The following is a 20,856-nucleotide window of genomic DNA, read 5'->3' as shown; positions in this document are numbered from 1 at the left end:
AGAATTGAAAAACGTTCAATTGCCCGTTCGTATCACTCGGCTAAACGCATTACTGCGCGTGCACCTGTGACCGATCTAGCAGGTAGTCTTCCTGCGGGCTTATGGAGATACGCCATCTTAGGAGGGGCTTCCCGCTTAGATGCCTTCAGCGGTTATCCCGGCCAAACATAGCTACCCTGCAATGCCGTTGACACGACAACAGGTACACCAGAGGTTCGTCCGCTCCGGTCCTCTCGTACTAGGAGCAGCTTCCTTCACGTATCTATGGGACCACGGAGGATAGAGGCCAAACTGTCTCACGACGTTCTGAACCCAGCTCGCGTACCACTTTAACGGGCGAACAGCCCGACCCTTGGGAGCTTCTCCACCCCCAGGATGTGATGAGCCGACATCGAGGTGCCAAACCGGTTCGTCGCTGTGGGCGCTTGGAACCGATCAGCCTGTTATCCCTAGAGTAACTTTTATCCGTTGAGCGACAACCCACCCACGTGGGAAGAGCATATAAATATACTCAGGTTGCCGGATCACTATCGCCGACTTTCGTCTCTGCTCGGCATGTCTGCCTCACAGTTAGGCTCACTTGTGCGATTACACGACGATTCCGATTTCCATCCGGAACTAGTGAACCATTGCGCGCCTCCGTTACATTTTAGGAGGCAACCGCCCCAGTTAAACTACCCAGCAAGCACGGTCCCTTGCTCCGTTTCAGAGACAAGGTGAGTATCATCAGAAAGCGAGGGTGGTATCTCAACGTCCCCTCCACCCAGACCAAAGTCCAGGCTTCAAAGGGTCCCACCTATCCTGCGCACGCAAACTAACAATACAATGCCAGCGTATAGTAAAGCTTCATAGGGTCTTTTCGTCCTTCCGTGATCAAGACGGCATTTGCACCGTCATTGAAATTTCACCGGGCCTAGCGTCGAGACAGTGCTCAGATCGTTATACCATTCGTGCGGGTCGGAACTTCATAGGAATTTCCTCTGATGGTTAGTCAGAACCACGTAGAACGTGGCGCACGGGAACCGATTACTCTTGCGAGTATCCGCGTGTTTTACTGTGAGCGATTCTCACACCTCATGTCGCCATGAGGATCGGACTATATCATCATCCTTTTAAGGGGATGCGCGCGTGTAGTCTCTGAGGAGCCCTCGAAGCAGATGCTTCTTGGTTTCCTGCTGATTGTCCGCACTCCGTACCTTGCGGCGTAGGAGATACTCGGATATTCCAGCATATAGCGACGTTTCTCACTGATATAAGTGGCGATATCCATCCATTCTTGCGAATGTGGATATCTCAACGAACTAGAGCAGCCATACTCGTGTATGACCGATTTTCCTGAACTAGCAATTTTATAAAACGAAATTTGCTCATTCCCTAATGGAATGCACTCTGTCTAAGAGTGGACTGTTTATACGAAATCCTCAGTGTTCACGATTACTCGTGATGCGGGCAAGTGATTACGACCACCCGACAAGGAATTTCGCTACCTTAGGACCGTTATAGTTACGGCCGCCGTTCATCAGGGCTTAGGTTGAAGGCGTGAACCCCCTTCCGTGACCTTCTGACACTGGGCAGGCATCAGCTCCTATACATGGCCTTGCGGCTTTGCAGGAACCTGTGCTTTTGGTAAGCAGTCGCCTGAGCTCTTTCGCTGCGGCCCCTCACTCTTGCGAGTAAAGGGCAGTCCTTATCCCGAAGTTACGGACGCTTTATTGCCGAGTTCCTTAACGCTAGATGACCCGTTCGCCTTGGTCTACTCGACCACCCCACCGGAGTTGGATTGCGGTACGGTTTCGTATAACTCTCGGTTGCGACGGTTTTCTTGGAAGCAGAAAGGGAGAGACTTAGCCACCTTGCGGTGGGTAATTGGAATAAACGCTCGACTCAAACCGGGGATTTGCCTCCGGCTCTCAACGCCTTACGCTTTTCACGTCCAGTCAATGCAGACGCTCTCATCTTCCCACTCCGTCACGCCGCACCTAGACGGCACGTATCCTTTCCAGCTGACATATTCCCTTGCGGGAACAGAGGCCGGCCGGACTATCAATATGCAATCTGGAACGATTTATACGAAGTACAGGAATATTGACCTGTTATCCATCGGTTACGCCTTTCGGCCTGGCCTTAGGACCGACTAACCCCACGCCGATTACCGTTGCGTGGGAAACCTTGGGGATTCGGCGGGCAGGTTTTTCGCCTGCCTAGTAGTTACTCATGCCAACATTCTCACTTCCCAGCGCTCCACCATCGCTCGCGCGTTTGGCTTCACTGCTGCTGGGAACGCTCTTCTACCACGCATATCCGTAACGGATATGCATCCACTGCTTCGGTGTATAGTTTTGCCCCGTTACATTTTCGGCGCATCGGTGCATCGACCAGTGAGCTGTTACGCTTTCTTTAAAGGATGGCTGCTTCTAAGCCAACCTCCTGGTTGTTGAAGCACTGACACTTCCTTTACCACTGAACTATAACTTGGGGACCTTAGCAAATGGTCTGGGCTATTTCCCTCACGACTACGGCAGTTCGCTGTCGCAGTCTCACTCCCGTCTCCTAAGGATGGGTATTCGGAGTTTGGCTGGATTTGGTAGGTCGAGGAGACCCCCGCATCCAAACAGTAGCTCTACCCCCCATCGTGCGAGACGAGGCTGCCCCTAAAGGCATATCGAAGAGAACCAGCTATCTCCCAACTCGATTAGCTTTTCACTCCTATCCACAGGTCATCCGAGAGTCTTGCGACACTCACCGGTTCGGACCTCCAGACACCTTTCGGTGCCCTTCATCCTGCCCATGGATAGCTCGTTGGGTTTCGGGTCTACTGCCAGCGACAATAAAACGCCCTATTCGGACTCGCTTTCGCTTCGGCTCCGACTATTGCTGTCTTAGCCATGCCACTGACAAGTAACTCGTTGGCTCATTATGCAAAAGGCACGCCGTGACGGTCTTGCGACCGCTCCGACTTATTTGTACGCATCACATTTCAGGTACTATTTCATCCCCCTTTCGGGGTGCTTTTCACCTTTCCCTCACGGTACTATCCGCTATTGATCTCTGCATCTGTTTAGCCTTGGGTGGTGGTCCACCCGGATTCGGGCCGGATTACTCGTGTCCGACCTTACTCAGGAGTCCTCCTACGCTGCTTTCTATTTCGCCTACGGGGCTCTCACCCTCTATGGCCGGCCGTTCCAGGCCGTTCGTCTATAGAAAGACAGTCGATGTTGAAGGTCCTACAACCCCCATAATAAATTATGGGTTTGGGCTGTTCCCTTTTCGCTCGCCACTACTTAGGGAATCTCTCGTTTGATTTCTTTTCCTCAGTTACTGAGATGTTTCAGTTCGCTGAGTGACCTCCCGCAATAAAGCGGGTCTCGAGACATAACTCTCGAGGGGTTGCCCCATTCGGAGATCTCCGGTTCATAAAGCCTGTCTAGCGGCTGACCGAAGCTTATCGCAGCTGACTACGTCCTTCGTCGGAATGCAGAGTCGAGGCATCCGTGTGATGCGTTGAGTAACGTTTTTCTTTGTACTGTTCACGTGCCACGCAGAGGGCAGAATATGCCCACGACGTTCACGGAACAGGGTAATGAATCATCTTAATTTAAAATTGAAAATTGAATTTATAATTAATCTTTACAGTATGTATCGAACCTGAGAAGAGGTTCGATGCATGTCAGCCGATGCTTCCAATGGGCGAGGTGAGGAAAGCGTCCGCTGCCTGGAATCTTCGGGGAGGGTGCAAACCCTACGGGAAGCTTCGGGGCTGTTCCTGCTAGGCAGAAACAAAAAGCGGGTGGCTCACGCACACCCGCAGAATCAGATACTTAGTTCACAGCTGATCCTACGGGTGGTCGCGAAGCAACATAGAGTAGGGAGATTCTATAGGGAAAACAAGGAGGGTCAAGGACAAAAAATACAATTTATGTACTCAATACCAATCCATGAACACATGCAGTCCTCCGTATATCTTGAAGATCATAAATCCTCTTTTCTGGCCATTATTTTGCATTTATAGGAAAGCAGGACAAAAAACCATCGCTCATAAGAACGAGAAATACATCGGCATTGTATGCGAAAGATTTCTCAAGTCGGGATTTTTCAGATGTCCCCTGCAACGCCGGGCTCACAAAACACAGCCTACATCGGCTGGATATCCCCTTCCATAATAGTCTGCGGCGCAGACGGCATTGCCTCCACCGGATGCTCCTGATGCATGTCCATCACCGGGGAATCCTGATGCATACCATTTTCCATTCCATCACGCGGGCCAAGCAGCACGAGATTCTCCACCACAATCTCTGTGCGGAAGATTTTAGACGCCTCCGGTCCATCCCAGCTGCGCGTCTTTAAATACCCCTCTATGTAGAGCGGTTTCCCCTTCCGGATATTCTGCGCACAGAAATCAGCAAGCCCACCCCACGCCACAAGGTTATGATATTCCGCGAGTGATTGCTTCTCCCCTGTGTGATCCTTCCACACTCTGTTCGTCGCCAACCCAAAAGTCGCCACCGATTGTCCGTTCGCTGTGGCCTTCAGTTCCGGATCGCGCGTCACGTTTCCGAGGAGGATTACTTTGTTCACTGACTTCATAATTTGTGAGTGAAAATGCTAAGGATTGTACGATCATACACCCATAGAAAAAGTACATGCAAGTAGACGTGGAAGATTTTTCTATGTTGAGGAAAGAGATTAAGGGATAAGAGCGGGACTAAGCCCTCCCCCCGCCCCTCTCCCGGAACGGGCGAGGGAGTTCTGTTTTTTCTAATAAAAAAGAAGTTCCACCAGAAACATTTTCGCAAAGCGAAAATGAAGTCCCGTCGTTCGTCGGGGTGGAGTCCGGCCACCCGGGGGGTGAAGGGGCAAGCGGAGGGGCGGCTGGCCCGGACCGCACTTTTTGATTCTTTTTGCTGCACGGGCAAAAAGAATGCCCCCGCGGCAGCGGCCCCCGGAGGGGTACCAGAGAAAAAGTCTATAGCCGAATGTCATGGTTCGTCTCCGCTCACCATGACACATACAACAAAAAAGGCGCCTTCCCGACGCCTCTTCTGTCAAAAAAATAAAACCCCTGCGGTCACGCGCCCTCCGCCGCAATCTCCCCTTTCTTGGAAGAAAGCAGCACGAGCTTCTCGACAACCACTTCGGTCTTACTGGCATCTTTCCCATCCTTCGTCTGATACCGCGACGTATGAATGCGTCCCTCGACATAGAGAGGTGACCCCTTCTTCACCGCCTTGCCGGAAAAATCCGCAAGGGAACCGAAGCAGACGAGGTTATGAAACTCTGCCTCCTGCACAGTGTTCCCCCGCTCGTCTTTCACAGGACGATTGGTCGCCAGACCGATGCTGGTAATAGATGTACCCGTCTTTGCCGTCTTTGCTTCGGGGTCGCGGGTGACGTTCCCGAGAAGCGTGATTCTGTTCACATTGAACATAGAAATAATTGGAAGGAAATGAATGCTTTCAGCGTAAAAGCACAACGCCCATCAGCGAATAAGACAATTGATGACCCCTGAAGTCCAGAGTCTTATTTTTATCTACGCCTACACGAAAACAGGTGTTCTACTATTACATAGAACACCTGTTTTTTACGGTCGATATGATGACTTACGCGTCGTTCATCGACTCTTCACTGACTGCCTCTTCCATTTCATCCTTCTGTGTGACGCCGACTGCACCGTCATCGCCGATCTCTCCTCCTTCGACAGCTGCAATCACTTCGTCTTCAGATTCGCCTTCCGCCATTGCGATCTCCTCGCTCAGTTCAGCAATCTTGTCACCGACCGGCAGAGCATCTTCGAGATCTTCGCTGTCCACGCGGGATGCGAGTTCGACGGTTTCAATTTCATCAGGGCTAAGGATAGCGCGCTCTTCCGGTACCACTTCGTCCTTGAACTTCAGGAGTTCGACCTTGAGTCCGAGAGCCTGGAGTTCTTTCACAAGAACGTTGAAGGATTCAGGGATGCTCGGGCGCTGGATCGTCTCACCCTTCACAATAGCCTCGTAGGCCTTGCTGCGTCCGATCACGTCATCGGACTTGATGGTGAGCATTTCCTGGAGCGTATAGGCGGCACCGTATGCTTCGAGTGCCCACACTTCCATTTCTCCGAAGCGCTGTCCTCCGTGCTGCGCCTTTCCTCCGAGAGGCTGCTGTGTGACGAGAGAGTACGGACCGACTGAGCGGGCGTGAATTTTATCTTCAACGAGGTGGAGCAGTTTCAACATGTACACCATTCCGACGGTGGTCTTGTGTGCGAAGTGCTCGCCCGTGCGACCGTCCGTGAGCTGCACCTTTCCTCCTTCCGGCAGACCGGCTGCCTTCAGGAATCCGGTGATCTGATCCGGGGAGATACCGTCGAGCGCAGGCGTTGCGATCTTGATACCGAGGATCTGACAGGCCCAACCAAGGTGAGTTTCGAGAATCTGTCCGATGTTCATACGGGATGTCACACCGAGCGGGTTCAGGATAATGTCGACCGGTGTTCCGTCTTCCATGAACGGCATGTCTTCCTTCGGCACAATGCGGGAGATGACACCCTTGTTACCGTGGCGACCGGCCATCTTGTCTCCGACCTGTGTCTTGCGGGTCTGGGCAACGAAGATTTCGATCTGCTTCATCACACCTGTCGGGAGCTCGTCTCCGAGTGCGCGGTCAAAGATATGCACGTCGACCACCTTTCCTCCTGCTCCACCCGGGAGGCGGAGGGAAGAGTCTTTCACGTCCTTCGCCTTGTCGCCGAAGATTGCCTGCAGGAGGCGCTCTTCCGGTGTCAGTTCCGTCTCACCCTTCGGTGTGATTTTACCGACAAGGATGTCTCCTTCGTGAACGGTTGCACCAATGCGGACAATACCGTCGACGTCGAGGTCCTTGAGCTTTCCTTCACCAACGTTCGGGATGTCGCGGGTCACTGTCTCAGGACCCAGCTTGGTTTCACGCACGTCTGTAATGTAGCTCTCAATGTGAATGGAATCGAAGTAGCCCTGCTCCACAATGCGATCAGAAATGATGATGGCATCTTCGAAGTTGTATCCCTGCCAGGACATATACGCCACAAGCAGGTTCTGTCCGAGGGCGAGTTCACCGCCTTCCACTGCAGAACCGTCTGCAAGTGTCTGGCCCTTGTGAATCTTCTGTCCATGAGCCACGAGCGGGCGCATGTGGAAACATGTTCCCTGGTTTGAGCGGAGGAATGTCTTCATCTTGTACGTCTCTTTGCGACCGGTCTTGTACACAATGCTGATCTGGTCGGCGTCGACGTAGGTTACTTCTCCGTCTTCCTCTGCAAGCAACGCATGTCCGGACGCGCGCGCAGCGAGTCCTTCGAGACCTGTACCGACGAGCGGTGCATGCGGCTTCACGAGCGGCACAGCCTGACGTTGCATGTTCGTTCCCATGGATGCACGTGTGTTGTCATCGTGCTCGAGGAACGGAATGAGAGAGGTTGAGATCGAGAGAATCTGCTTCGGGGACACGTCGATGTGTGTGACATCGCGGACATCGGACAGTGTCGCTTCTCCACCCTTGCGTGCGGACACGCGGGGCTCCATAAACTCACCGAATTCGCTGAGTGTTCCTGTTTCCTGAGCCTGGGAGATGATGAGTCTGCGCTCCTGTTCCGCATCCATGAAGATCACCTTTCCGGTTGCGAATGCACGGACGTGCACGGTGTCGCGCTTCTCTTTTTTGAGGAGAGAAATAATCTGGCGTGCTGTCTCTTTGGAATCAATGGTATCGCCTTCTTTGATGATGACCTTGCGGCCGTCCTTCACCGTTTCGTCGATAATGCGTCCAAGCATGGCGTCTGCATCGAGTGCAACGTCATGCAACACTTCTCTGTACGGTGTCTCCAAAAATCCGTACGGGTTCACGCGGGCGAAACCTGCCAAGTGAACGACAAGTCCGATGTTCGGTCCTTCCGGAGTCGCAATCGGACAGATACGGCCGTAGTGGCTGGTGTGCACGTCGCGGACGTCGAAGGATGCGCGCTCGCGGGAGAGTCCACCCGGACCCATCGCGGAGAGGCGACGCTTGTGAGCAAGTTCGGAGAGCGGGTTTGTCTGGTCCATGAACTGGGACAGCTGGGAGCTGGCGAAGAATTCGCGCATCGCAGCAGTGACCGGACGGCAGTTGATAAGCTGTGTCGGTGTCACGGTTTCAAGATCCATGACAGTCATACGATCTTTCACAATACGCTCGGTGCGCACGAGTCCCACGCGGTACTTGTTCTGCACAAGTTCACCAACGGAACGGACGCGGCGGTTAGAGAGGTGGTCGATATCATCCGGTGTACCGATACCGTTATTCAGGCGGATGAGTTCGCGGAGAATTTCGATAAAGTCTTTCACCTGGAATACGCGGTGCTGCTCATCGCTCGGTGTTTCGACACCGAAGCGGCGGTTGAGTTTGTAGCGGGCGATCGTTCCCATGTCGTACTTCTTGAAGTCGAAGAAGAGACCGTCAATGAGCTGCTTTGCGTTTTCCGGCGTGGCGTAGTCGCCCGGGCGAATGCGGCGGTAGATGCTCTGGTAGGCGTCTTCGAGCGTGGAAGCAGTGTCCTTTTCGAGAGTCTTCAGAATGAAATCGTGCTCTTCGGAGACGAGGTCACTGAAGAGATCCATCATCTGGGATTCTGTTGTGTAGCCAAACACGCGGAGGAGCTGCGTGATGGGAATCTTGCGCTTGCGATCGATTTTGCAGGTGATGACACCGCGGCGATCCGTTTCAATTTCGAGCCACACACCGCGCTTCGGGATGATCTTTGCGGCGTGGAACTTTGGATAATCCGGCATGGTAGAGAAGAACACACCCGGCGAACGGACGAGCTGGTGCACAACGACACGTTCGATACCTCCGATGATGAAGGTACCATTGTTCGTCATGAGAGGAATGGAACCGAGGAACACATCCTGCTCTTTGATTTCACCGGTCTCTTTGTTGATAAGCTGAACGTGACCCTTCATAGCCGCCTCGTAGCTGAGGTTTCTGCGGCTGCAGGTTTCCGGATCGTACTTCGGCGCATCGAAGGTGTGGCCGAGGATTCTCAGTTCCATCTTCTTGCCGGAGAAGTCTGTAATCGGGGTGATTTCCTGGAGGAGTTCTTTGAGACCCTCTGTGAGGAACCACTTGTAGCTTTCGAGCTGCATTTCAATGAGGGACGGCACGTGCGAGACGCCCTGGTCATCCACAATGAACACGCGGCCTTCAATCACTTTTTTCGCAGCAATATCAGCCGGAAGATCCTTGATGGAATCCGGAACCTTATCCAAAGGTGGCTGAAGGTGCGGGATAATCTGCGGCAGAATGCTCTGTTCGACATCCATCTGGTATACAGCTTTCGCGCCAGCAGGCTTTTTCAGAATATCCTGCTGCTTCTTTGCAGGAGCGGCAACTTTGGCAACCACAGCAACCTTCTTTTCCGGAGCAGCAGCCTTCGGCGCCTCCTTTTTCGGAGCAGGTTCTGGCTTTTTGACCGGAGCGGCTTTGATGACCTTTTTAGGAGCGGCCTTTGGGGCAGCTTTCTTTGCAGGCTTCGCAACCTTCTTCGGAGCGGCTTTCTTGGCCGGAGCCTTCTTTACAGGCTTCGCAGCGACCTTCTTTACCACTTTCTTCGCAGGCTTTGCAGCTTTTTTAGCGGGCTTTTTTGCAGCCATAATGGGAGTAAAGGGATGGGGATAGAGGACTGGATCGGGGTATCAAAACAAAGAAAACCCCGCCAGGAACCGCCTTTGCTTGTGTTTACCACAAAACGAAGGAGGTCAGGCAGCGCTCAAAACACAGTCAAAGCCAGCTGTAAGACCCGGAAATTGTACTCAGATTTGGCGATTGGTCAATTATTTAGCCAATGATGTTGCTAGTTTTTACCAATATTGTATAATCATATTTAGTCACACGTGAAAAAATTGGTTTTTCACAGCGTCGGCTCAGTATTCATAAAGCAAGAAAGATGAAAAATGGCAAAAGCACCCCCAACACTCCCACCGGAAATGTATGGGACAGGAATTCAGATGCAAAAGCCTAGCAGTGATCCAGACGAAGATATCGTCTATCCGCTTGAGCTCTGTTTTCGCCCGGTTTGCAGCATCCCGGGGAGAGAGAAATGGGCTGTCTGTGTACGCGATGTTGGAGACAAGAAGAACGGCTATCCCCAAATCGCATTGACCCATCCCGAAATTGAGCCTGTCTACGAGAAGTGGCTCAATGAGAAGTTGCAGGAAATGAATCTGCAAGAAACTGTCTGGGAAGACAATGGAGATGGTGCTCCATGCATCGTCCGCTTACATCGGATTCCAGGCTAAGGATTCACTGAGTCGACAGCGAAGTGACTTACCCCCAGGTGACACGTTGTGTTGCTTGGGGGGATTGAAAGATCAGTCATAGGATATTGTTTTATTGTATTAATATTCTATAATTCTATTTAATCACTGTGACCGTTTTGCTACTTCAAAAAACAGGAGCTCATTGTGCACAAGCATGTAAAGCGCAAGAACCGCTGGGGCGATATCGTCGTCATGACGATCTATGTGCCGTCCCGCAAGAAGAGCAAGGTATTTATCCAGAAGAAGGTGCGCATTATGAAGAAGCGCATTAAAAAGAAGAAAAGCAGGAAGTAGTCGCAGAGCTCAGTGATCTGCCCACCCAAGTGACGCGTTTGTCGCCTGGGTGGTTTTTTTGCTATTTCATAAAGATATTTTATAGTGACACTACGTCTCTGAGGCTTTTTCACACTTTCAGGAGCTCTATCGTGGCTAAGAAAAAAGGACCACTCCCACCGACCAGGAATGCAGTTGTCCCCAAGAAAAAAGTGGTAAAACCGGACCCGACTTTTCCCAATCAGCCAGGTAATCATCTCGAAAAGAAAAAGGGATCACGGAAAATGAAAACCGTCAAAAGGGCTCCGTAAAAAGTATCCACGTCCGTACGTTTCAGAGGCATCCCAGTCGACATGTGCGGCTGGGATGATCTTTAAGAACATAAAAAACCGGGTATCTCGCGACACCCGGTTCTTCTTTGGCAACCAGCTTCCGTATCTTCTCTGAATCTACGAAGCAACCTTCGTATTCACTTCAGATTCTTTCACTCCAATCAGCCTGCTGATGACACCCTTGTCGATCTTGCCGGCGGCAAAGTCGTCGAAGGCACCTTCATTGTGAGGAATGACATCGGCCTTGGTGGGAGGAGTTGTTCCGTTGATCCACGCTTCGATGAACTTGGCCCCTTCCTCCACCCCCTGATTCCATCCTTTGAAGCAGCATTCCCATTCGAGCACGGCCCACAAATCCAGGCCCAGATGATCGAGCATAGCGATGACAGCAGAGTAGTCGATCTGACCATCACCAAGACTCCTGAACCTGCCAGCGCGATCTTTCCAGCTGCGGTATCCGTCGTAGACGCCGCCGCCCTCGGTTGGGTTGAATTCGGCGTCTTTGACATGGAACATCTTGATACGCTCCTTATTTGCAACGATGAACCCAAGCATCTGCCGGAGGCCCATGCCGCTCAAAACCGAGTGGCTGAGATCCAGCAGGATATTGCACTTCGGATGATTGTCGACGTACCCGAGAAACTGATTGAACGTGTTACCGTCCATCAGGTCTTCCCCGGGGTGCAATTCGAAACACACATCAACACCGTGCTCGCCACCGAAGTCGAAAATCGGTCGCCACGCATCTGCCAAGGCGTTGAATCCTGCTTCCACCAATCCGGCGGGCCGCTGCGGCCACGGATACATCAGGTGAAACATGCCGGTACCGCTGAAGGCGGCAACGCGGTTGAAGCCGAAATTCTTGGCAGCCAAAATGCTTTGCCGCGCCCGAATCCGTGCCCACTCTTGAATGGCTGTGTGATTGCCATGCAGTGTAGGAGGCACAGGCCATTGATGCAGCTCCAGATAGACCGGCGCACACCGTACCAATTGCGTCTCGCAGTGATTGGCAAGTTCCACAATGGGACATCCGGCAGCAGTCACTTCTGCCTGCAGATCCTCGCAGTATGATTGCGAGCCTGCTGCCTTTTCGACATCGATACCGCTCCCCGTCCACAAGGGCGCTTGCATGCCTTTGTACCCGAGGCTTGCGGCAGTCTTCGCGCACTCCGGAAGTGTTTTCCATCCCGGCTTGCCCCAGCCCTGCGCCAAGAAAATTGCAGGCCCCTTGATGCTACTTACATGTGACATAATGCTTTGATTCCTCTGTGAAATTTGAAATGCTCATACTCTTCACCACCAATGTTTCAGACTGACGCTCCAAATTTTCCTTTCTATAAAAAGAGTGACTTTGAGAGATAACACATCTCATCAACATTGGTTCTATATGCACGAAAATGTCATGCACAGGAAACCAACGTCGAAGAGATGATAAGCCAGTGAAGCCAAAGACCATCTCCTCTGCAGAGTCTGCAAAGAAGTTGCATATTGTAAATTAAAATTTACTTTCGTCAATTCCCCCTCTTTCTGCAGGAAGTACGACAGACGCGGCTACTCAACACGTCTTAGTAGTGATTATCCCCTTCCCTGTATTTCTATGTCCCTCCTCCACCCCGGAAAAGTCGATGCGCCGTCTTTGCACGTTCTCCTCGCGCACGAACTGAAGGATTTATACGACGCAGAATTTCAGATTATGGACGCCCTGCCAAAAGTCATTGAGCAGGCAACGGATCTTGACCTGAAAAAGGCTCTCGAAGAACACATACGCGAAACTGAAACGCACATCACACGCCTGGAAGACTGTTTCAATATGCTGGATATGAAACCCGAGCGTATCGGGTGTGACGGCATGAAAGGTGTCCTGAAAGAAGGTGACCATGTGATCCACGGCGAGATGGAAGCGAATGTGAAAGATGATGCACTGATTGGCGCCTGCCAGCGCGTGGAACACTATGAGATGGCGGCGTATGGCTGTGCACGTGAACATGCGAAAGTTCTTGGCTTTACCGATGTTGCCGCTCTTCTGAACTCCACTCTGCAGGAAGAAGGAAAAGCGGATCAGACACTGTCACAGATCGCAAAAACTCTGCACAAGTCACTGTCTGCAGTGGCATAAATATGGAGCGGGCGCATCGCATCTTGACTCAATAAAGAAATTGCGTACGATGCGCCCGTGAAGAAATTCCTCTCCCTTACGCTCACCCTTAACCTCCTTCTTGCGGGAAGGCGGCTGGCTGCGTAATGGAAAAATGAATCCTGAAGCAGAGCCTCCTTCCCACGTGAGGTTCGTTTTTTTGTACCCTTTTTCTTATGCATGCACCCAGCTCCACCATTGATCTCCCCTCTCATATTCAGCAATCTTCATGGGTCAGTCACGAAGATGTGCAGTGGCTCCGCACAGGCTTTCACTCTCTGAATCTCTCTGAAAAACAGCTCATGCTTGACCGGTGTCTGGCACGACAACGCTCTGCCGTTTTCTCGCTGATGGAATCAGAGAGTTACGAACGCTATTTGCTGATGCAGTATCTGGAAAGCACAGATGAATGACAGCCTTACTGCGCCTCTGCAAATCTGCGTGAGACCTCGCCCCAGTTCACCACTTCCCAGAATGCAGCAACGTATTCCGGGCGGCGGTTCTGGTGCTTCAGGTAGTACGCGTGCTCCCAGATATCGATACCCATAATCGGTGTCTTGCCGTCTGTGACCGGATTGTCCTGGTTTGGCGTCGTGACAATCGCGAGATCTTTTCCATCAACAACAAGCCACACCCATCCGGATCCGAAGAGCAGTGTCGCCTTTTCGGAGAACTGTACCTTGAAGTCCTGCACTGACCCGAACTTTGCCTCAAGTGCGGCAGCGAGTGCAGCGCTCGGCTCGGATTTTGTCGGAGAGAGAATGGTCCAGAACAAACTATGGTTCAGATGCCCCCCGCCGTGATTGCGGACAGCGGTACGGATGTCTTCCGGCACCATGTCGAGATCAGCCACCAGTTCCTCCACAGACTTATCCGCAAGCTCCGGATGCTTCTCAATGGCAGCATTTAATTTATCAACATAGGTCTGATGATGGTTCTTGTAATGAACCTCCATGGTGCGTGCATCAATATGCGGCTCAAGGGCAGCATAGGTATACGGCAGATTCGGGAGCGCATGTGGCATAAGAAGCGTGGGAAGGATTCAAAGTGATAGTACATCAATACTAGGCTTCATAAACGGAGAATCAAGGATTATGAACATATAATTCGGGTATACTTCCTGTAATGACTATCCGCCTTCTGACATCGGCCGAGGATCTGGCGCTCTACAGTACCTGGATTGCACAGCATCCGGACGGCACACTGTGGCAATCGCTGGAATGGAAAACATACCAGGAAGCATTGGGGCGGACTGTACGGGTGTATGTGGAAATTGGTGATGGGAAATCCAACTACGCTAAAGCTCTGTCGGACAAGTCGGAAATTGGGGCGAGTGCGATGGTGGTGATTGATAGGACCACGGGTGGGTTTTCGACTTGGGATATGCAGCGGGGACCGGTGGTAGCTTCTGGCTTTCAGCTTTCAGCTTTTAGAGAATTTCTGGAAAAGATTATTGTCGATGCAAAGAAAGACAAATGCATCAGCATTTTTCTTTCCCCAATGACCAATGACCAATTACCAATAACCCACCCTTCAACACGCCACGAACAGCCCGAGGCTACGCGCATTCTTGATCTCACACTCAGTGATGACGATCTTCTAAAGCAAATGCACCAGAAAGGTCGCTATAACATGAAAGTGGCGCAGAAAAACGGCATACGGATCGAGCAATCCGCCGATGTTGCAGCCTACGCAACACTTGCATCCGATACCGCAAAACGCGATGGGTTTAGTGGCGGATCAGTGAAACGATACAAAACATTCCTGGAAAAGATTCCGGGCAGCTTCCTCCTCCTTGCATACGCGGATCATTCCCCTGCTCCTATCGCCGGATTGATTGGTGTTACCTATGGGAAGACAGGCATCTACTACTACGGCGCCTCCGACTATCAACACCGATCCCTCATGGCTCCGTACCTGCTCCAGTGGCAGGCAATTCAGCACTGTAAGGCCGCAGGATGCACACACTACGATCTCCTGGGAATTGCACCCCCGGACACAGGGAATGATCACCCGTGGGCAGGAATCAGCGATTTTAAAGCGAAGTTCGGTGGCACTGTTCTTTCCTATCCTGCAGAAAAAGAAATTGTACTGAAGCCGTTTATAAAAATGCTGCTGCAGATGAAGAGGAAGGTTATGGGATGATCTATTTGAAGAGAGATTAAGACTTCCGAAGGGATCGATGTTGCCGATGTAAAATAAAGAATTCCACCAAGAACATTTTCATGAAGTGAAAATGAAGCCCCGTCCTGACAGACCTCACAGTCTAAGAGGCACAAGGGGTGGCTCCCGTCGCCAAGGAGGGGTGTTGCGGCAGGTGGAGGAGCGCTTGGCGACGGCCTGTCCTCCGTAGCTTTAGCGAAGGGGGATGCGCTTCTTTGGTTCTTTCTTGTCGGGCAGACAAGAAAGAACGAACTCATGCTTCGAGTGTCCTCCAGCCTTCGCTAAAAGCGACGGCCGGCAAGCAGCATGACACACAGAAAAAACCACATATACCAAAAAGGCCCCCTCTTTCGAGGGAGCCCTTTGGTTCATTGCGATGCAATGAGACTACGTAAGCTAAGAATTAGCTCTTGTAGCTTGTGGACTTAACAGACGTGTCACCGTACTCAACCCACTTGAAGTAAGTTGCGGAGGTGTCCTCATCAGCCCAGTCAATGTGCGAGTTACCGCTAGCGGTACCGTACGACGTGGCAGAGAGAGTCGTGAAGTCCTGGATAGCAGCCTGGAGGCCGGAGGTGGACGTACCAACCTTAGAGTTGGTGACGTTACCTTCGAGCACAAAGGTCATGCTAGCACCGGACGGGATGCGTGTATCAACAATGCTTCCCTTGAGCCCCTTACAGTCAACGAGGAGTGAGCCAGAGGCGTTTCCTGTGACAACGGAACCTGCGGTGTTGCGAGCTGTACATGCAACCTTGTTCGAGGAATCCGCCTTGTTGTAGAACTTGAAGGTGGAACCATCGATGATCACGTTCGTAGCGTTAACGTTGAAGACCACACCGGACAACGTAGCCTTGTTCAGACCGTTGAGTGTGTTCGTGTTCGTTGCAGCTGTGAATGTGAACTGACCGAACGGAGAAATACCGGTCGGAACGTTCGTGTTATCAGCATCCGGGTTTGCGTTAGCAATGGATGTGATCTTGGAGAGAACAGTCTTGTTCATAGAACCTGCAATGTTAGCGTTAGACGTAACAGTGTCGACTCCGATGAAGACTTCTCCTTCGTTAGACGAGTCCTGATCGTTTGCACCGAGGTTGTTGCTGGACTGGAGACCACGAGCGCGAACGGAACCGGAACCGGTAACGTTGTTGGAAACAGCCTGCTTCGTCAAGAAGAACTGAATGTTCTGGTTGGACGTTGCACCCTGTTCGTCAGACTTCAAGCGCGGGCGAACCGTAATGATCTGGTTCTGACCGTCCTTGACGACGAGCTGCTGACTCTGCATGGAAGCACAGAAAGCTGCTGTTGTTGTCGTGACGCTTGTTCCGATGTTTACCGTGAGGACATCATCAGATCCACAACCTCCTGTTGTAGCCGTAGCAAACGGTGTTGTTGCACCGAGCTTGTAGAGCTCGAGGCGGTCAACAGACGTTGCTGTGGAACCGGAGGAGTTGAACTGAAGGTTGGTCACGTCGATATCTTCGTTCTGAGCGCGGAGCTGCAGGCGGAGGATTTCGTCACCAAGGGAACCACCAAGGAGCTGGCGGGAACGAGGCTGCTGATCGCGTGTAACGAACAGATCACCCTGGCTCACGAGAGACCAAACCTTGGAGAAGACAATGTTCACAGTGATATCACAGTTGGAATCACAGTCGCCGGAAACGTCAGCACCTGTCGGTGAGAACGTGTTGATTCCGGAGAGTGTGGAACCGTTCTGGACCTGCTCAGCTTCGATGTAGGAACCGATTGTGGATCCTGTAGCGAAAGCGAGGCGGAGGTCATCATTTGTGAGGTTAGACGCAATGTCAGCGTGAGCTTCGAAGATAACCGTTGCCTCAGCCGGGATGACGTAGCCACCACCTGCGAGGTCATTGAAGGTTACGAGGTCGCTCTGAGCGGCAACACCCTTCTGGAGGATGGTGTCGACGACGCCGTCTGTGTCTGTATCTACCCACAGAGCGTAGTTCTGTCCGTTGAGGAGGGAACCAGACTGTGAGCGGAAGATAGCGGATGTGAAGAGCACATCTTCAGCTTCACCAGCGCGAGCCTGGAAGCGGAGGAGTGTGATGTTCTTGGAGTTCTTCACAGCGGTGTCGCTGTCACCGATGGACTGAACGGCAACGTTCAATGTCGGAGCAGCAATGCGCTGGAAGTTTCCAGAGATCGTTCCACCTGGGCGAACGTCGGAGACGTCATCACCAGTTGTCAGACCCTGGACATCCATGTTGTACGCACGTGTGCCTGTTGTAGCGTCGAAGCTACCGATTCCTGCGAAACAACCAGCGGTTGTGTTTGCATCAGGAGTTGTACAGACGTGTACGCGGAACTGGTCACCACTTCTTGGGTGGTTTCCAGAGCCGTTATCGATGAAGTCAACGTTGAGGTTCCAGGTGTACTGGCCCTGAACGGTGAAGTCGTCGAAGCGGTAGATCTGGTATGTGGAAGAGCTAGCTGTTCCAGATGCGTAGTCTGTTCCGCTTGTCGTCAGACGAACACCCGAGATGGACTGTCCTGTCTTGGAGTTGCGGAGCTGGACGTTGTTCAAAGAATCGTTGACGTTTGCGTATGTACCGACACCGAAGCCAGCACCTGTGGAGGTCTGACCCTGGATAGCGATGTACATGCTGCGGACGTCAATAGCGTCACCTGCTGTCGTCATGACGATGTTAGCGAGGTTAGCGTTGTTCTGTGTGCGCGTGAACTTCTGCTGGACCGGACCATCAATCTCGACGGTGAATTCACCAGCCTTGATTGTGACGATTCCTGCGAGAGGAGACGTTGTGATAGCAATCTGGGAACCGTAGAGCTGTCCGTTTACGCCGTAACCGTAGAGGGAACCGACTGCGAACAGATCGGAGCTCTCTTCGAAGCGAAGCTGAACAGTCTCAGCTGCACCGCCAACGATATCACCAACAACCTCGAGTGTGATCTGGTCACCCTGGAGGACTGTCAAAGGAGGATCGAAGACGAATGTAGCGTGATCACCAACCATAGCGGAGACAGTGTTTGTCACAACTGTTCCGTCAGAGCGGCGGATCTTGAGGTTTGTAACATCGCCATCCTTTGCGGAACCATTCTGCTCCAATGTAACGGAGTAGATGGTCTGATCCTCAACGGAGTTAGCGGTTACCTGGAAGCGACCGAGGTTCACACCTGTGTCACCAACGGAGCGTGTGCTCGGGGTAACAGAGCGGTAGTCAACAGTCACCATTCCGCTTGTCACAGCACCAACTTTGAAGGTGTTGCCACGGAGCGGGAAGTTGCCCTGAACCTTCTTAGCGTTGGTCAGGAGGTCTGTCGGGAGCTCAACGGAAAGGTTGTGCTCTGCAGAGACAACTGCTGTGGAGCTGAAGTCAGCAACGATATCAACAGTCACCGTCTTACATGCAGCCACGACGAGCGGGGTGATGAAGCGGACGTCTGTTGTCTGATTCTGGGAATCGATCGTGCGGCGGCGGCTTACGCGTGCACCGTCAACGGTAGCGTAGAGACCAACGATGTCGCCGGAATCACCGAAGCCCTCGTGGAGGGTGGTGAGGTTAGAGATCGTCACAGAGTCATCGCAGGAAGCAGTGAGGTCCATGGAAGCCATGACCACACCGTTTGCACCACGGGGAACTGTGTCACCAACCGGGTTGGTGGAAGCGAGGGACACTTCGAGTGTTCCGTTACCCTGGACAATCGGGCTGTAGCCGGAGAAGTCCATGGTGTCGGAGAACATGTCGCCGTCAGCCGTCTCCATGTCCTCAACGGACAGGGTGTAGCGGCCTCCTGCAACAGTGGATGTTGCAAGTGTCAGTTCAACGGAAGATGCATCGAGCATCTTGACACTGCTGACCGTGATGTTTGCATCACCGGACACCATGTAGGCGCCAGCATCAACCATAGCGGTCTGGTCAAGGTTCACGTTGAAGTCGACTTCAACTGTGGATGTCGTAACAGCTGTGACAGAGCGGATAGCCGGAGTCACAGTGTTCTCTGTTCCACAATCAACACCGAAGGTCATGTTCTGATCCACACGGTGGAGCATCACAACCATTTCAGCGCGGTTCATGAAGTCAGAAGGACGAGCGCGGCCCGTGGAGTCGTCACCCTGGAGGACACAGTGGTCAGCTGCAGTCTGAACTGCAGATGTGTACCACTGGCCTGCCGGAACGTCGACAAAGGAACCAGCGTCACCCGTAGCGTCCAGGCCGAAAGCGCGGACGATCAGGGCTGCAGCCTCAGCGCGGTTAATGTTTGCGCTTGGGCGTGCGTAACATGGGTGGGTGCCGTAACAGTTGTTGTCACCCTTGACCCAACCTTCCTTTCCGGCCTCTTCCATGTAGCCGTAGTACCATGCACCTGCCTTGACATCGTCAAAGCTAGCGACAGCAGGAGGGGTGGAGAGAATACCACCATTGAGCTCGACAACGAGCTTTGTGAACTCCGCACGGTTAGCGTTGTCGCTACCGCGGAAGCGAGTCTGTGAAGCATCGAGGTATCCTGCATCCGTGAATGCATCAACCGCGTCTTCAAACCAGACTCCCGCTGGGACGTCGCTGTAAGCAGCAAAGACGCTACCAACCTGGGTGAGCGAGATTGCAACAGCTGACACTCCAGCGAACAATTTCTTCATACGAGAAATGTCCATAAGAGATGAGAGAAGTTTGTAGAAATAAAAACAAAGTGAGGGGAACCGGTCCGGGAATCTTTCTTCGTAACCGCATCTGTGTTGAGAGGAGCTGGAACGGAAATATCCGCATGCTCGCCTCCTTAAAAATAAAGAGAGGGACACCACTGATACAGCGTGCGCATCTTTGGCGCAGAGACTACTAATCCGGACGGGGAAATCACGACCCTTCTTGCGGCCCCTATATATAAGGAAGTCGTCCGAGTGTCTCCCGAGGGAGAAAAATGGAGGGAAGAATGTGGAGGAGGTCGACCTAACTGTAACGAGAAAGGCGACGTGCCGATGTGTGAAGGATCCGTGCACAGATCCCTACCCAAAAAATGGGGAGTGGACCGTCGGAGATACTACCGAGAAGTGCCATAGTGGCACAAGCCACAGACAACTTCCGTGCATCCCTTTAAACGCGCAGAAGCGGACAGTGTTACGAAAGACCCCTACTTTTCTTTGTCGTTTTGCACATACAAAATACATCAAATCGACATTTCAGTTTAGAATTCACCAGCGAATTGCATGGTTTGATATGTCGCATTTGTGTGAAATTCAGTGTTGAAAATTTCCACTCTTGTGGTCGGAAGTCGCATTTTTTACAAAAACCTGTAAAGAAAACTTATGGTTATGTAATTAAACTTAACATTTCAGACTCAAAAAAACTGATAATCGTTCAAATCCTCTCATATGTACCATATAAAAGACCGAATCGCGCCTTCTCCATACAGGGCTCTCAGGCATGTATTGCGCATGAAAAGGACGTATCTACCGCAGAAACGTTTCATATCACGCCTTAAACGCATGAGAAGGCCTGCATAAACGCAGATAGGAGATGTTAAGTATTACATACAAATCCTCTTTCCCGCTTTTGTGATTCGCCTGATTTTCCCTCTGATATGTATAGAAAACATAACTTTGCAGTCACTATTCCCATACAAACAGGCTAAAAAGCCCATACAAGCACGGGGATATCCACAGGCCCTGTGG

General features: G+C 52.0%; 11 protein-coding genes and 1 rRNA gene. 5 read left to right on the top strand and 7 right to left on the bottom strand.

Annotated elements, in window-relative coordinates:
* Nucleotides 1-5: 5 nt before the first annotated feature.
* The 4 genes from K8942_00870 to K8942_00855 all read right to left on the bottom strand — a co-directional run bounded on the left by K8942_00870 (nt 6) and on the right by K8942_00855 (nt 9,641).
* Nucleotides 6-3,516 (bottom strand): 23S ribosomal RNA (locus K8942_00870).
* A gap of 615 nt (nt 3,517-4,131) precedes the next feature.
* A complete protein-coding gene (gene ssb / locus K8942_00865; GenBank protein ID UPA22749.1) occupies nt 4,132-4,584 on the bottom strand; it encodes a single-stranded DNA-binding protein in 453 nt (150 codons plus the stop codon).
* A 481-nt stretch (nt 4,585-5,065) separates the two neighbouring features.
* Entirely contained in the window at nt 5,066-5,425 is a 360-nt protein-coding gene (gene ssb / locus K8942_00860) for a single-stranded DNA-binding protein (protein ID UPA22748.1), read from the bottom strand.
* A gap of 172 nt (nt 5,426-5,597) precedes the next feature.
* Nucleotides 5,598-9,641, bottom strand: coding sequence for a DNA-directed RNA polymerase subunit beta (locus tag K8942_00855; GenBank protein UPA22747.1), 4,044 nt, complete (start codon nt 9,639-9,641; stop codon nt 5,598-5,600).
* Between the two features lie 300 nt (nt 9,642-9,941).
* On the opposite strand from K8942_00855, the gene K8942_00850 reads away from it, so the two are divergent.
* The gene (locus K8942_00850) at nt 9,942-10,286 is read left to right on the top strand and encodes a hypothetical protein (GenBank protein UPA22746.1); all 345 of its coding nucleotides are present in this window, start codon (nt 9,942-9,944) and stop codon (nt 10,284-10,286) included.
* A 165-nt stretch (nt 10,287-10,451) separates the two neighbouring features.
* Nucleotides 10,452-10,601 (top strand): hypothetical protein, encoded by a 150-nt coding sequence (locus tag K8942_00845; protein ID UPA22745.1) that lies wholly within the window; start codon nt 10,452-10,454, stop codon nt 10,599-10,601.
* A gap of 428 nt (nt 10,602-11,029) precedes the next feature.
* On the opposite strand, the gene K8942_00840 is transcribed toward K8942_00845, so the two are convergent.
* The gene (locus K8942_00840; protein ID UPA22744.1) at nt 11,030-12,163 is read right to left on the bottom strand and encodes a sugar phosphate isomerase/epimerase; all 1,134 of its coding nucleotides are present in this window, start codon (nt 12,161-12,163) and stop codon (nt 11,030-11,032) included.
* A 346-nt stretch (nt 12,164-12,509) separates the two neighbouring features.
* Here K8942_00840 and K8942_00835 point away from each other — a divergent pair, with 346 nt between their 5' ends.
* Both K8942_00835 and K8942_00830 read left to right on the top strand, forming a co-directional pair.
* Nucleotides 12,510-13,028, top strand: coding sequence for a ferritin-like domain-containing protein (locus K8942_00835; GenBank protein UPA22743.1), 519 nt, complete (start codon nt 12,510-12,512; stop codon nt 13,026-13,028).
* A 194-nt stretch (nt 13,029-13,222) separates the two neighbouring features.
* Nucleotides 13,223-13,459: a hypothetical protein gene (locus tag K8942_00830; GenBank protein ID UPA22742.1), complete on the top strand. Its 237-nt coding sequence runs from the start codon at nt 13,223-13,225 to the stop codon at nt 13,457-13,459.
* 5 nt (nt 13,460-13,464) lie between these two features.
* On the opposite strand, the gene K8942_00825 is transcribed toward K8942_00830, so the two are convergent.
* Nucleotides 13,465-14,070 (bottom strand): superoxide dismutase, encoded by a 606-nt coding sequence (locus K8942_00825; GenBank protein ID UPA22741.1) that lies wholly within the window; start codon nt 14,068-14,070, stop codon nt 13,465-13,467.
* Nucleotides 14,071-14,171: 101 nt separating this feature from the next.
* Here K8942_00825 and K8942_00820 point away from each other — a divergent pair, with 101 nt between their 5' ends.
* Nucleotides 14,172-15,191, top strand: a complete 1,020-nt coding sequence (locus K8942_00820; GenBank protein ID UPA22740.1) for an aminoacyltransferase — start codon at nt 14,172-14,174, stop codon at nt 15,189-15,191.
* A 421-nt stretch (nt 15,192-15,612) separates the two neighbouring features.
* Here K8942_00820 and K8942_00815 read toward each other — a convergent pair whose 3' ends face one another.
* Nucleotides 15,613-19,827: a hypothetical protein gene (locus tag K8942_00815; protein UPA22739.1), complete on the bottom strand. Its 4,215-nt coding sequence runs from the start codon at nt 19,825-19,827 to the stop codon at nt 15,613-15,615.
* Nucleotides 19,828-20,856 lie beyond the last annotated feature (1,029 nt).

The sequence above is a fragment of the Candidatus Peribacteria bacterium genome, from assembly GCA_023038255.1.
GTDB lineage: Bacteria > Patescibacteriota > Gracilibacteria > Peribacterales > Peribacteraceae > CALREJ01.
Note: the sequence above shows the minus strand (reverse complement) of the source record. Positions and strands in the feature narration are given on the sequence as shown.